The organism is Pacificispira spongiicola, assembly GCF_012926505.1.
Lineage (GTDB): Bacteria > Pseudomonadota > Alphaproteobacteria > UBA8366 > Aestuariispiraceae > Pacificispira > Pacificispira spongiicola.
Map to the genome: position 1 here is coordinate 447993 of NZ_JABBNT010000002.1, position 12950 is coordinate 460942.

Consider the following 12950-nt stretch of genomic DNA (forward strand, 5'->3'; position numbering starts at 1 on the left):
TTCCGCGCGGCACCACAGTATGGAAGTGTTATGGCCAAGTCCTCCAAACGCTATGTCTGCCAATCCTGCGGCGCTGTATTTCCGCGCTGGGCGGGGAAGTGCGAGGCCTGCGAGGAATGGAATTCGATCACCGAGGAAGTCGTGGAATCGACCCCGATCGGCGGCGGCAAGCGATCCGGCGGCGGGGCGTCCGGTAAGGCGTTGGACTTCGTTTCCCTTAAAGGCGAAAGCGAGGCCCGGCCGCGTCTGACATCCGGGATCGGCGAGTTGGACCGGGTGCTCGGCGGCGGTTTGGTTGACGGCTCCGCGACGCTGATCGGCGGCGATCCCGGCATCGGGAAATCCACCCTCCTCCTCCAGGCCGCCGCGGCGTTGAGCCGTCAGGCACCGGTCGCCTATATCTCCGGCGAGGAAGCAATCGACCAGATCCGCATGCGCGCCACCCGTCTGGGCGTGACGGAAGCGCAGGTCGCCCTCGCCTCCGCCACCTCGGTACGTGATATTCTCGCCTCCCTGGACAGGCCGGACGGACCGAAAGTCGCGGTGATCGACTCCATCCAGACCATGTATGTCGACCTGCTGGATTCCGCACCGGGCACGGTGGGACAAGTTCGGGCATCCGCTCAGGAACTGATCCGTGTCGCCAAGCGCCGGGGCATCGCCGTCCTGTTGGTCGGTCATGTCACGAAAGAAGGCGCGATCGCCGGACCGCGCGTCCTGGAACACATGGTCGATACGGTCCTGTATTTCGAAGGGGAACGCGGTCATCCCTTCCGCATCCTGCGCGGGGTGAAGAACCGATTCGGCCCGACCGACGAAATCGGCGTTTTCGATATGACAGAACGCGGGTTGGAACAGGTTTTGAACCCGTCCGCCCTGTTCCTGGCCGATCGTCAGGACGGCGTCGCGGGGGCCGCCGTCTTCGCGGGCATCGAAGGATCCCGCCCGATGCTGGTCGAAATCCAGGCCTTGGTCGCGCCGTCCGCCTACGGGACGCCGCGCAGAGCGGTCGTGGGCTGGGACGGAAACCGCCTTGCCATGTTGCTGGCGGTGCTGGAGGCGCGCGGTGGGCTGGATTTATCCGGCCGGGACGTATATCTCAACGTCGCAGGCGGTCTTCGCATTGCGGAACCCGCTGCGGATCTTGCCGTGGCGGCGGCCATCGTGTCGTCGCTGACCGGCGTGCCGGTCCCGCGCGGAACCGTCGTCTTCGGCGAGGTCGGCCTGTCCGGCGAAATCCGCGCCGTCGGACGGCCGGACGCCCGATTGAAGGAAGCCGGGAAACTGGGCTTCGACCGCGCGCTGGCGCCGAAACCGCGCAGCGCCAAGGAAGGCAAGGCCCAGGGCGACGTCACGGTCACTGCCGTGGGCGATGTAGGTGCCCTGATCCGGCACCTAGAAGCAGAGGCCGAAGGGCCGATCCGAATACTCGACGCAGATGCGCGCCGTTAACCCGATAGCCGCAGACAGGCGATAGAGGGACTGATGGAGAATTTGCCTTTCACAACCACCGACATCGTGGTTCTGGCCGGTATCGGCCTGTTCGGAATTTTAGGGGCCTTCTGGGGTTTCGTCGGCCTTGTGACCGGCATCGGCGCCTGGATCGGGGCCATGGTCGTCACTGTCCTGGGCTATCCCCATGCGCAGGCCTTTGCCCGCCAACATATCCAGCAGGAACTCTTCGCCGATATCGCGGCGGGGGCCGGGGTTTTTGCCGGAACCCTGGTGCTTCTGATGATCCTCAGTTCCGTTCTGTCGCACGTTACAAAAGAAAGTCCGCTGGGATCGATCAACCGGGCGTTGGGCTTTGTCGCCGGCGTCGGAACGGGCTATTTGCTGTGCTGCGGCATTCTGCTTGCCTCCGTCCTGATTTTCGAGGAAAAGGCATTGCCGGACACCGTCCGGACGAGTCGCTCTTACGAGTTGGTTCGCGTCGGCGGCGTCACGATCCTGGAAACGCTGCCGCCGGATATCGGCGGCTACGTCCTGGATAAGCTCGAAAGGGGCCGGCAGACCGTCAACACGGTGGAAGAGGTCCAAAAACTGATGCAACCGCCCGTCACGCCGTCCGGCAATTCCGGTGCCGAAAACGGCAATAGCGACGGATCGAGCGGAACAGGCTACAGTCCATCGGCCAATGACAGTCTGCAGCACGTAATCGACAGTTCGAACAATCAGTAGGATTCCGAATGATGACTGTATCCAGCGGCGACACTCCGGTCAGCGATATCGATTTCGGAACGGATCCGTTCGACGATGACAAGCTGCACGAGGAATGCGCCGTCTTCGGTATTCTGGGTACCGATGACGCGGCGAAACACACCGCGCTGGGCCTTCACGCGCTACAGCATCGCGGTCAGGAAGCAACTGGGATCGTCTGTTACGACGGCACGGATTTCCACGCCCATCGCGAACTTGGCCATGTCGGCGACGTCTTCGACAAGGATCGCGGCATTGTCGAGAAACTGGTCGGTCACGCCGCCATCGGCCACAACCGCTATTCCACGACCGGCGCGCCGATGGTGCGTAATATCCAGCCGCTGTTCGCCGATTTCGAATTCGGCGGTCTGGCCGTCGCCCATAACGGCAACCTGACCAATGCGCTCCATCTGCGCAAGGAACTGGTCAAACACGGGTCGATCTTCCAATCGACGACGGATACGGAAACCCTGATCCATTTGATGGCGCATGCGAAAGGCAGTCTGACCGATCGTCTGATCGCCGCCCTACGCCGTGTCGAAGGCGCGTATTCCCTGGTCTGTTTGAGCCGTAAGAAGCTGATCGGCGTGCGCGATCCGCGCGGCGTCCGGCCGCTGGTCCTGGGGAAACTGGCAGACCCGGCCAAAGGAACCTCCGCCTATATCCTGTCGTCGGAAACCTGCGGTCTGGACATTATCGGCGCGGAGAAAATCCGCGACGTGAAGCCGGGCGAAATGATCGTCATCGACGATACCGGTCTGCACAGCGAATTTCCCTTCGAAAAGCAGGAAGAACGTTTCTGCATCTTCGAATATATCTACTTCTCCCGCCCGGACAGCATCGTCGAGGGCCATTCCGTCTATGACGCACGCAAGGCGATCGGGCGCGAATTGGCGCGGGAAAATCCCGTCCCCGCCGACGTCGTCGTGCCGATCCCGGATTCCGGCGTCCCCAGCGCCATCGGCTATGCCGAGGAAAGCGGTATCCCCTTCCAATACGGCATCATCCGCAACCACTATGTCGGGCGGACCTTCATCGAACCGACGGACGAAATCCGTCACCTGGGCGTGAAGCTGAAGCACAACGCCAATCGCGCGGTGATCGAGGGCAAACGGGTCGTCCTGGTGGACGATTCCATCGTGCGCGGCACCACGTCCCGCAAGATCGTGGAAATGATCCGCGCCGCCGGTGCGACGGAGGTGCATATGTGCATTTCCAGCCCGCCGACGACGCATAGCTGTTTCTACGGGGTCGATACGCCGGAACGCAGCCAGTTGATGGCGGCCCGCATGAGCCTGGAGGAGATGCGCGCGGCGATCGGCTGCGACACGCTGACCTTCATTTCCATGGACGGCCTGTACCGGGCCATGGGGCTACCGGGCCGCGACTCCGCGAAGCCTGCTTATTGCGATGCCTGTTTCTCCGGCGATTACCCGATCACACTCACCGATGTGGCGGAAAGCGACGGCAATGGCGCCGCCAAGCTGTCGCTGCTGCGCGAACAAAAGGTCGGGTGAGGACTTATCCCATGAGCAAACGATTGGAAGGCCGTCTGGCCCTGGTGACCGGGGCTAGCCGCGGTTTGGGCGCGGCGGTGGCGAAACGGTTCGCCGCGGAAGGCGCGCATGTGATCCTGACCGCGCGCACCGTCGGCGGGTTGGAAGAAGTCGACGACGCCATCAAATCGGCGGGCGGCACGGCGACCCTCGCCCCCCTCGACCTGTTCGAGGCGGAAAAGATCGACATGATGGCGGCATCCATCCATCAACGTTTCGGCAGGCTGGACGTTCTGGTATCGGCTGCCGCGCAGTTGGGCGTTTTGTCCCCGGTTCATCACCTGGATCAGAAGACCTGGGACCGGACGATGTTCCTGAACCTGACCGCCAACCAGCGCCTCATCCGGGCCTATGACCCGCTGCTGCGCCTGTCCCCGGCGGGTCGGGCGATTTTCACGACCTGCGCGGCGGGATCGATGCCGAAGGCTTTCTGGGGCGTCTATGCCGCCAGCAAGGCGGGGCTGGAAAGCCTCGTGCGGTGCTATGCCCTGGAACTGCAGAAATCGACGGTCGACGTACATCTGATCGATCCGGGCCCCATGGCGACCAAACTGCGGGAAGCGGCCTATCCGGGCGAGGAAGCCACCACCAACCCCGACCCGGAAGATCCGTCCATCACCGATCGCTTCGTGGATGCCGCCGCAGTCGCGCTGCACTGACGCGGTTTAGGCGTTCAAACGGCGCTCATAGTCGGATTTCAGGGACAACCAGCGATCCCAGAAAGATTCCGGTTTACGGCCGTTCGCCCGCGCGACCAACACATCCAAATGGGCATGCCATCCGGCACTGACATTCAGCAGAATGGCGCGGTCCGTGACGCGGCTGTGAATGACCGTGAACAAGACATCATCGCCTCGCTCTTCCAACTGGAACATCACTTCCGCCTTTTCACCCCACGTAAAGACGAGCTTCCGGGGTGCATCGACCTCGACAATCCGGCAAGTCATCCGGTGTTCTTCCGGAAACCCTTCCGGGCGTGTCCCGGGCGGATCGGACAATTCTTCATTCCGCCAGACCAGTTCGAACGAGGCCCCTTCCTCCAGCGTCATCTCGCCCGACGCCAGCCACTGCCGACGCAGATCGCTGACCGTAAGGTAGCGCCAGGCCCGATCTAACGGACCCGGCAAAAGACGTTCGATTCTCAACGTCGTCGGATCGTCCATTACGCAAGGGGAACCGGCTTCTGTAACATCCGTCATCGATCATCTCCTTTGTCGGTTTTTTTCGCTTCTTCGCCATCTTCGGCCCGCAACAAGGCCTCCAGACCATCAAGACGCTCCGTCCAGTATTTCCGGTAGAACGCCAGCCACTCATGCGCCGAGGCGAGCGGCGACGCGGCAAGACGGCACATATGGGTGCGCCCCCTCACCTCGCGACGGATCAGTCCCGCGTTCTCCAAGGTCTTGATATGCTTGGACGCCGCGGCAAGAGACATTGCGAACGGTTCGGCGAGTTGACTGACGGTTCTTTCTCCGGCGGAGAGGTCACGAAGCATCCTGCGCCGTGTCGCATCCCCTAGGGCGTGGAAGACCGTATCCAATTGATGAGCGTTATATTCAACCATGTTGTTGAATATAACAGCATCAAAATTTTATTCAACCAATTTGTTGAATAACATCTAAAAACACATAGGCAATTGAATGTAAATGGAAACCGGGCGTCAGCGCGCTTTCTTAAGTTCCCAATCCCCTGTGCAGAAACCATTGTTCCACGTACCGGAGGCCGTGGATTCACCGAATTGGCCTTCCAGTGCGACATCCGTGCCGTCGTAGGAATTGTTCACCTTCACCAGTTGGACGACTCCCTTGTCATCCAACACGCCGGAAATATCGCCCTCGCCCTCCTGAAAGCGCACGACGCCGTTCAAACGCCCGCCAACAATACGAAGGCGCACGCCGCCTCGAGAAACATAACATTTGTCCGTCTTCAATCCGACGGTCAGCTGACCGACCCATACACCGTCATAGGCCGTCGATTTCGGGGTGAACATGCTGACCCCGGCCACGGAATCACACGCGGCAAGGCCTAAGGCCAATAACAGGATGGAAACGGCAGTGCGGAACGACATCGGGCTTTCCTGACCTTGCGGCTGGATTAACGCTTCGGCTGGTACGGATTTTTACCTTGGCGAACATGCAGGCGCAACGGCACGCCTTCCAGTCCGAAATCTTCCCGCAGGCCATTGACCAGATATCGGATATAGGATTCCGGTAGGCTTTCCGCCTGAGACGCGAACAACGCAAAAGTCGGCGGGCGCGTCTTCGCCTGGGTCACGTAGCGCAGTTTGATCCGGCGTCCCTTGGACAGCGGCGGGGCATGCGCGGCGACCATGCCCTGAAGCCAGCCGTTCAGCTTCGCCGTCGAAATGCGCTTGTTCCAAAGTTTGTGGATGCGGAAAGCCTCCGACAGCAACTTGTCCAGGTTTCTCCCTTCCTTCGCCGACAGGGTCACGACCGGGACACCTTTCAGCTGGGTCAGCGAAATCTGCAACCGTTCACGCAGTTTCGTCAGGGTTTCCTGTTTGTCTTCGACCGCATCCCATTTGTTGGCGGCGATGATCAGCGCGCGGCCTTCATCGATCACCTGGCGCGCAATGGTCAGGTCCTGCTTTTCCAGCAATTCCTGCGCGTCGAGCAACAGCACGACCACTTCCGCGAAATCCACGGCGCGGCGTGTATCGGCGGCAGACAGTTTCTCCACCTTTTCCGACACGCGGGCACGTTTGCGCAGACCCGCCGTATCGATCAGCCGAACCCTCTTGCCTTTCCATTCCCAATCGACGGCGATGGAATCGCGCGTGATGCCTGCCTCCGGCCCGGTCAACAACCGGTCTTCGCCCAGATAGCGGTTGATCAGCGTGGACTTGCCGACATTCGGACGACCGACGATGGCAAGCTGCAACGGGCGCTCCGGGGTCCCGGCCTCCGGCGCCTCGACTTCCGCATCTTCGTCGGTCAGGTCGATATCGATTTCCGGCAGGATCGCTTCCGCCGAGCCGATCTCTTTCGGATCGTCGGGAATAAACGGCTCCAGCGCGTCGTAAAGCTCCGACAGGCCTTCCCCGTGCTCCGCGGAAAACGGAATGGGATCGCCGTAGCCGAGGGAATAGGCTTCCAACAGGCCGGGCTGGCCCGCCTTGCCTTCGCATTTATTCGCCAGCAGCAGGACCGGCGTATTGCCCTTACGCAGCAAGGCCGCGAATTTCTCGTCCAGCGGCGTTACCCCGGCACGCGCGTCGATCAGCAGCAGCGCGACATCCGCTTCCTGAATGGCACGTTCGGTCTGACGGCGCATGCGGGCTTCAAGACTGTCGTCATAGGCGTCTTCGAACCCCGCCGTATCCAGGACGCGGAACTTCATATCCGCAATCCGCCCTTCGCCCTCGCGCCGGTCACGGGTGACGCCCGGCGTGTCGTCGACGATTGCCAGGCGTTTCCCAACCAAACGATTGAAAAGGGTGGACTTGCCGACATTCGGACGTCCGACGATGGCAACGATGGCCATTTGGCGTGAACCTTTCAAATTCCGTCCCGGCGCAATCGCCGGAAAGCGCGGCGTGTAGCACGCGGGGCACGGAACCTCAATGCAGGGCGAACAGCGTCCCGGCCTCGGTCTGGACGTAAACATAGCCGTCAGCGACGATCGGCGGGATACGAATGGGGTCGCCCAGATCGATCCGCCCGATGGGTTTCCCGTCATAAGGCGACACGGACCACAGTTCCCCAAGCGTATTACCGATCAAAAGCCGATCCGAAACCAGGATCGGCCCAGCCCAGCTGATCGGATCTTCCAGATCTTCGACATCTTCGAAATTCGGCAACGGCGTTGCCCAGCGCACACGACCGCCGCGACGGGTCAGGCACAGGATCGTCTGATCCAAGGTGACGACATAGATGAAGTCGCCCGCGACCCAGGGCGTCTGAATGCCGCCGATGCGACGGTCCCAAACACGCGCGCCGGAGGCTTCGTCAAAGGCGACCATCCGGCCCCCGTGGCTGAGCGCGTAAACGACGCCGCGATCGATCACCGGACGCGCCCGGATATCGGCCAAGGATGCCAAAGCATCGACCCGTCGCACGGATACCAGGCTATCGGACCAGTTCACGCGACCCGTCGACAGACGCAGTGAAAACAGTTCCCCCGACGAATAAGGAACAACGGCAGTGCGGTCCGTGATCGCCGCGCTCGCGCCGCCAAGGAGCCCTGCCGTCTCCGCGAATCCGGCGTGGAACCACAGCAGTTCCCCCGTCACTTCGTCATAGGCGGAGACCCGGTTGTCGATGGAAATCGCCAGAACCTTGCCCTCGCCGATAGCCGGTGCCGCGCGGATCGGACCCGCCGCCGGCTTTTCCCAAAGCAACTTGCCGTTTTCCGCGCTGATCGCCAGAACGCGGGCATAGCCGGTCGTCATGAAGATCATCCGGTCGGCATAGGCGATCCCGCCGCCAAAGGCTTCATCGTCCTCGTCCGGCACCTCCGCTTCGAAGGTCCAAATCAGCTTTCCCGTCTTCTCATCGAAGGCGCGAACCTCGAAATCGGTATCCATGGTGAAGACCTTGCCTTCCGCCACGACCGGGCCGGATAGGAGACGTCGATCTTCCCCTCCGCCACTGCCGATATTCGCGCGCCACGCAACCTTCAACACATCGCCGTTCCCAGCGGAAAGGTGATGCATCGCGTGGTCTGGGTATCCACCGGCCTGCGGCCAGGACTCGTTCACATAGGGCGCGGGCAATTTCACGCGCAGGTCGGACAGGCGCGGATCAGGGGTCGCATCGGTTTCCGTGACCATGACGGCGACGCGCGTTCCCGGCAGCGGCTTCTTCTCCTCTTTGAAGAGGTCGCATCCGACGACCAAGATCGCCGCCACGGCCAACAGCCCGATCTGTCCGACCCGATTGCGTATCGTCATTACCACCCTCCGGCCGCCCGTTGACGGGCGTGCGCGTGTTCCGTTAACCGCCAAACCGTTCCGGCTGCCTCACCGGGTTATTCGCCCAGGGCCTGAAGCATTTCCGCAGCCTGCCCACGGGCGCTGGTCGGCGCGTCGGCATCGTCGGCAACGGCCTTCAGGTAATCCGCCGCAGCGTCCATATCCCCGGCCCCAACAGCAAGCGAGGCCGCGATCATACGCGCAGTGAAGCGCCAGGCCGCCTCTTCTTCCGTTTGCGGGGCCAGCCGGTCGAGCAGCACCTTCGGATCCTCCCCGGCCAGGGATGCCTGCAGCACCGCCATGACGGATGCGAGATTGCGATAGATGTTTTCCAGGTCGCTATCGGCCGCCAGTGCCTCATAGGCTGCAGCGGCGCCAGCGTGATCCCCCTGTTCGCCCAACAGACCCGCTGCCCGGAACGCGGCGACCATGGCAATCCCGTTGCCATGCGCATCCTCGGCCAGCGAATTGAGGGCGGCGATCGCCTGCGCGTCGTTGCCGGCGGCGATCTCCGTCTGGGCCTGACCGTAGCGGTCCGCCAGATCGCGCAATTCCGCCGTGCGGCTTTCCTGATACCAAGTGTACCCGGCCGTCCCGGCGATCACGATCGCGCAGGCCGCAATGACGAACTTACCGTACTGCTTCCACCAGGCCTGGGCTTTGTCCCGGCGCAGTTCTTCATCGATTTCGTTGAAAATATCGGCCACGGCTTCCCACTCTGATTTTTTGACCCGAACGCTTGTCACCGGTTCGTAACGATCCAGCCAACCGCCCCTATTTAGGGGAGACGACCGGCGAAATCCATGTCATTCGCACAATCCACCCCATGGATAGAGATAGAATCGGCAAATTCACGGCACCGGACCGACTTTCTAGGCCAGTGCCGCCGCCCCTGCAATGCCGTCATCGGCGGCTTCCATTTGGCCCGGTAATTGCTTGTCGCTCAAAGCAGACTTCGCGGTTGTTTAGGAGGAACCATGCGTCGCCCCATGGAAAGATACAGGAACGTCGTTCTGACGAAGGCACGCCTTGTGTCGATCGTCGCTGGAATCGCGCTTCTGACCGGGTGTTCCAGCGACCTTGTGACCCCGGCGACCGTTCTGATGGCGAGCGCCGCCGTCGTGATCAACGAAGACAAAACCCCCGGCGATATCCTGGCCAGCGCCGTAACGGGACAGGATTGCGACACAATCCGCAAAAGCCGTGACAAGGGCCCGCTGTGCCGTCCGCCGCAGGAAGAAGTTATCGAGGCCCCGGTCTATTGTTACCGGACCCTCGGCAAAATCGACTGTTTCCGGTCCCCCGATCCCTATGGTTACGACCAGCCTGAAGTAAACTGAGCGCTGAGCCGGAACTTCTCGTTCGGTATAGGGCAATTTGACACTTCCGTGGCGCAGCGCATCGGGGTAGGCTTCAAACAACGAAACCTGCTCAGACGCGCTTGCCATTGCTTATGCAGGCGCGCCCAAGCCGGACATACTGGATCGGAAAGGGGCCAATGACGCAACTGATCGATTTGTCGGAATACCGCCGCAAAGGCGCCGGCAAAAAGCGGACCTATTTCGATCAGGCGGAGTTGCGCCGACTTCTAGACATCTATTCGCGACACGTCGCTACCGGGGAATGGCGGGATTACGCCATCGACTTCAACGGTCCCGTCGCGATCTTCTCAATTTTCCGACACACGCATGAATCGCCTGTCTTCGCGGTCATGAAGCGACGCAACGGCAAGCACAACGAATTCATCGTACGGTCGCGCGGTCAGGAACTGAAACGCTGCCGCGACCTCGGCGACGCGCTCAAGGTCTTCGAAAAGAAGTTGAGCTTGATCGATTCCTGATTTCACCGCCCTCATTCTCCCGTCTGGGCGGTCAAAATCCAAAAAATTTAGATAAACTGCGCACACAAGATGTTGTGGGCCGCTGCCTTGCCGATTCGCCCGGATTCACGGCGGATTCCTCTGCCTGATACCGCCCCCGCGATTCCCGGACGGCGACTCGGAATGAGAATCGGCGCTTGACCGCCCCCCGGAATCGCAGATTTTCACAGCCAATTCGCGGCGAATCGAGATTTGGGCTTGAGACTCGATTTTACCGCGTATATTGTGCCTTCGAGAGCTTCGGCCACAAGATGTATTGATTTTCAGCTGGGGGTCCCTCTTCCGGCAACAGGGGAACTGCATCCAAACCGAAGTGCGGGACGAGACCAACCCCCGACTCTGCCGGACCGAACCGGCTGCGGGGAAAGAGCAGGAAGAGGTCGGCAATGGACTGGACGGATGAGCGGGTCGCCCTACTCAAGGGAATGTGGACCAACGGATACACGGCTCGGCAGATTGCCGAGAAACTCGGCGGGGTCACCCGCAACGCCGTCATCGGCAAGGCCCATCGTCTCGGCCTGTCGTCCCGGCCGACGCAGGTGAAGCGCCACACGCCGCTGCCGATCCCCCATGTGGTCGAACGGCATTGCCAATGGCCGATCGGTCATCCCGGCACGGACGAGTTCCACTTCTGCGGCAAGAATGCGGTGCCGGGTAAGCCCTACTGCGAATCCCACTGCAACGTCGCCTATCGTCGGAAAGACGATAACGCCGCCTAAGCCGAACCATTCGGTTCGACACCGACGGCGCGCCGACGCGGTTGATGGAGGAAACGCCCCATGTCCGATACGAATGGTGCAGGGTCTTCCGACACGCGCGGCGCCGCCGCCCGGCGGAGTGGCAACCTTAGGGTCGTCACCGTCTTCGCCGGTTTCGCGCTGACCGCTCTATTCATCTATCTGATGGTAATCGCGGAAGCGATCCTTCTGCCCTTCGCCATCGCTGTCTTCTTCGTCATCCTGCTGGATTCGTTGAGCGAGAGAATCTGCCGCATCAAGATCGGCGGACATTCGCTTCCCGGATGGGTCGGCATGACGATCGCGGTTCTTATCCTGATCCTAGCCTTTGTCGCGCTTGCCAACCTGATCCGCAGCAATATCGCCGCGGTCAGCGCCGCTCTGCCCGGCTATGAAGAAAATTTCAAAGGCTATCTGGACCGCATCCTGGCCCTGGTCGGCGCGCAGGAATTGCCCAGCATTCGCGACCTCGCCAACCAGATCGACATGCGCAACACGCTGGGCAGCATGGTATCCGCCTTGGCGTCGGTAACCGGCAATACGATGACGGTGATCTTCTATATCGTCTTCATCCTGCTGGAACAGGTGACCTTCGGCCGCAAGGTCGATGCCTTGTTCAAAAACTCGGAAGACAGCCGCCGCGCAAAGGAGATGATCGCGCGGATTTCGAACGACATTCAGAAATATATCGGCCTGAAGACCTTCGTCAGCGCGATCACCGGGACCCTGTCCTATATCGTCATGTCGCTGGTCGGTGTCGACTTCGCCGCGTTCTGGGCTGTGCTGATTTTCATACTGAATTTCATTCCCTATATCGGCTCCCTCGTCGGGGTCGCCTTTCCGGCCGTTCTGACCCTGGTTCAGTTCGGTACGCCGATTCCCTTCATCATCACGACGGTCGTTCTGGCCAGCGTCCAACTGGCCGTCGGCAATGTGATCGAACCGCGCCTGATGGGCCGGTCCTTGAACCTCAGCCCCCTGGTTATCCTACTGTCTCTGGCTGTTTTCGGACAGATATGGGGCGTGGCCGGCATGGTCCTGTCCATGCCCTTCATGGTGATCGCGATGATCGTCTGTGCCGGGTTCGAGGCAACCCGTCCGATTGCCGTACTGCTGTCCGCGACAGGCAATATCGACGGATCGGAAGAGACATCGGACAAGCAATAGGCCGTGACGCCGAGGCCCCCTGCGGCCCCTAGCGAAGTCAAGTAAAAACAGGCCGATTCGTCTTCCCCAAAGCCATTTTTTACTTTTGACAGCGACTCCAGCTTCGCTATATCTTGTGCTTCGCAGCGATGGTGATCGATATCTAGTGGGTGTACATGAAAATGTACCGTGAACATTCGATCCCCAGCCTGTGGATAACGGGGATACAGACATTCGCATGCGGATGCTGACAGCGGGACACGGGACTTCCCCCGGCATGGCGCCAAACGGGCGCCGGGCGGTTTGGAAATCCCAGATGTGGATAACCCCGGGACAACCCCGAAACTGGGGCGAAATTCGAGGGGCGTGACGAAGAGACGATCGCCGGGTCGATATGCCATGACGAGATCGCGAACGATCCGAAGGCATACAGGCGACGCTGAGACATGGGGGTAAGTAGACAGTGCCGGACGGAACCATGAACACAGCGCAAGAAGACA

At 61.0% G+C, this 12950-nt stretch carries 14 protein-coding genes; 8 read left to right on the forward strand and 6 right to left on the reverse strand.

Features of this window, described 5'->3' with window-relative positions:
• Nucleotides 1-30: 30 nt before the first annotated feature.
• From radA to HH303_RS07380, 4 genes are read left to right on the forward strand one after another with little or no spacing between them, the layout of a single operon-like run.
• Nucleotides 31-1452 (forward strand): DNA repair protein RadA, encoded by a 1422-nt coding sequence (gene radA / locus HH303_RS07365; protein WP_169624583.1) that lies wholly within the window; start codon nucleotides 31-33, stop codon nucleotides 1450-1452.
• Between the two features lie 33 nt (nucleotides 1453-1485).
• Complete coding sequence (locus HH303_RS07370; protein WP_169624584.1) at nucleotides 1486-2181, forward strand: CvpA family protein; 696 nt, start codon at nucleotides 1486-1488, stop codon at nucleotides 2179-2181.
• 11 nt (nucleotides 2182-2192) lie between these two features.
• Entirely contained in the window at nucleotides 2193-3716 is a 1524-nt protein-coding gene (gene purF, locus HH303_RS07375) for an amidophosphoribosyltransferase (RefSeq protein ID WP_227421669.1), read from the forward strand.
• Nucleotides 3717-3727: 11 nt separating this feature from the next.
• A complete protein-coding gene (locus HH303_RS07380; protein ID WP_169624586.1) occupies nucleotides 3728-4414 on the forward strand; it encodes an SDR family NAD(P)-dependent oxidoreductase in 687 nt (228 codons plus the stop codon).
• Between the two features lie 6 nt (nucleotides 4415-4420).
• Here HH303_RS07380 and HH303_RS07385 read toward each other — a convergent pair whose 3' ends face one another.
• The 6 genes from HH303_RS07385 to HH303_RS07410 form a co-directional block, all read right to left on the reverse strand.
• Complete coding sequence (locus HH303_RS07385) at nucleotides 4421-4954, reverse strand: SRPBCC family protein (protein ID WP_169624587.1); 534 nt, start codon at nucleotides 4952-4954, stop codon at nucleotides 4421-4423.
• Nucleotides 4951-5319: an ArsR/SmtB family transcription factor gene (locus tag HH303_RS07390; RefSeq protein WP_169624588.1), complete on the reverse strand. Its 369-nt coding sequence runs from the start codon at nucleotides 5317-5319 to the stop codon at nucleotides 4951-4953. The genes HH303_RS07385 and HH303_RS07390 overlap by 4 nt, the downstream gene beginning before the upstream one ends.
• Before the next feature lie 96 nt (nucleotides 5320-5415).
• Nucleotides 5416-5823: a hypothetical protein gene (locus HH303_RS07395; protein ID WP_169624589.1), complete on the reverse strand. Its 408-nt coding sequence runs from the start codon at nucleotides 5821-5823 to the stop codon at nucleotides 5416-5418.
• 26 nt (nucleotides 5824-5849) lie between these two features.
• A complete protein-coding gene (gene der / locus HH303_RS07400) occupies nucleotides 5850-7259 on the reverse strand; it encodes a ribosome biogenesis GTPase Der (RefSeq protein WP_169624590.1) in 1410 nt (469 codons plus the stop codon).
• Between the two features lie 76 nt (nucleotides 7260-7335).
• Nucleotides 7336-8667 carry an outer membrane protein assembly factor BamB family protein gene (locus HH303_RS07405; protein WP_169624591.1) on the reverse strand — a complete coding sequence of 444 codons (1332 nt, stop codon included), beginning with the start codon at nucleotides 8665-8667 and terminating at the stop codon, nucleotides 7336-7338.
• 77 nt (nucleotides 8668-8744) lie between these two features.
• Nucleotides 8745-9395: a tetratricopeptide repeat protein gene (locus HH303_RS07410; RefSeq protein ID WP_169624592.1), complete on the reverse strand. Its 651-nt coding sequence runs from the start codon at nucleotides 9393-9395 to the stop codon at nucleotides 8745-8747.
• A 270-nt stretch (nucleotides 9396-9665) separates the two neighbouring features.
• On the opposite strand from HH303_RS07410, the gene HH303_RS07415 reads away from it, so the two are divergent.
• The 4 genes from HH303_RS07415 (at nucleotide 9666) to HH303_RS07430 (ending at nucleotide 12471) form a co-directional block, all read left to right on the forward strand.
• Nucleotides 9666-10028 (forward strand): hypothetical protein, encoded by a 363-nt coding sequence (locus tag HH303_RS07415; protein ID WP_169624593.1) that lies wholly within the window; start codon nucleotides 9666-9668, stop codon nucleotides 10026-10028.
• Between the two features lie 158 nt (nucleotides 10029-10186).
• Nucleotides 10187-10528 carry a DUF2794 domain-containing protein gene (locus HH303_RS07420; protein ID WP_169624594.1) on the forward strand — a complete coding sequence of 114 codons (342 nt, stop codon included), beginning with the start codon at nucleotides 10187-10189 and terminating at the stop codon, nucleotides 10526-10528.
• Nucleotides 10529-10953: 425 nt separating this feature from the next.
• Nucleotides 10954-11286, forward strand: a complete 333-nt coding sequence (locus HH303_RS07425) for a GcrA family cell cycle regulator (protein ID WP_169624595.1) — start codon at nucleotides 10954-10956, stop codon at nucleotides 11284-11286.
• A gap of 60 nt (nucleotides 11287-11346) precedes the next feature.
• Nucleotides 11347-12471, forward strand: a complete 1125-nt coding sequence (locus tag HH303_RS07430; RefSeq protein ID WP_169624596.1) for an AI-2E family transporter — start codon at nucleotides 11347-11349, stop codon at nucleotides 12469-12471.
• Nucleotides 12472-12950: the final 479 nt, after the last annotated feature.

Bases quoted from the DNA above. Each gene is read 5' to 3' on its own strand.
- HH303_RS07425 (WP_169624595.1), top strand. From the start codon at position 10,954: ATGGACTGGACGGATGAGCGGGTCGCCCTACTCAAGGGAATGTGGACC.
- HH303_RS07420 (WP_169624594.1), top strand. From the start codon at position 10,187: ATGACGCAACTGATCGATTTGTCGGAATACCGCCGCAAAGGCGCCGGC.
- HH303_RS07385 (WP_169624587.1), bottom strand. From the start codon at position 4,954: ATGACGGATGTTACAGAAGCCGGTTCCCCTTGCGTAATGGACGATCCG.
- der (WP_169624590.1), bottom strand. From the start codon at position 7,259: ATGGCCATCGTTGCCATCGTCGGACGTCCGAATGTCGGCAAGTCCACC.
- HH303_RS07415 (WP_169624593.1), top strand. From the start codon at position 9,666: ATGCGTCGCCCCATGGAAAGATACAGGAACGTCGTTCTGACGAAGGCA.
- HH303_RS07380 (WP_169624586.1), top strand. From the start codon at position 3,728: ATGAGCAAACGATTGGAAGGCCGTCTGGCCCTGGTGACCGGGGCTAGC.
- HH303_RS07395 (WP_169624589.1), bottom strand. From the start codon at position 5,823: ATGTCGTTCCGCACTGCCGTTTCCATCCTGTTATTGGCCTTAGGCCTT.
- HH303_RS07430 (WP_169624596.1), top strand. From the start codon at position 11,347: ATGTCCGATACGAATGGTGCAGGGTCTTCCGACACGCGCGGCGCCGCC.
- radA (WP_169624583.1), top strand. From the start codon at position 31: ATGGCCAAGTCCTCCAAACGCTATGTCTGCCAATCCTGCGGCGCTGTA.
- HH303_RS07390 (WP_169624588.1), bottom strand. From the start codon at position 5,319: ATGGTTGAATATAACGCTCATCAATTGGATACGGTCTTCCACGCCCTA.
- HH303_RS07370 (WP_169624584.1), top strand. From the start codon at position 1,486: ATGGAGAATTTGCCTTTCACAACCACCGACATCGTGGTTCTGGCCGGT.
- purF (WP_227421669.1), top strand. From the start codon at position 2,193: ATGACTGTATCCAGCGGCGACACTCCGGTCAGCGATATCGATTTCGGA.
- HH303_RS07405 (WP_169624591.1), bottom strand. From the start codon at position 8,667: ATGACGATACGCAATCGGGTCGGACAGATCGGGCTGTTGGCCGTGGCG.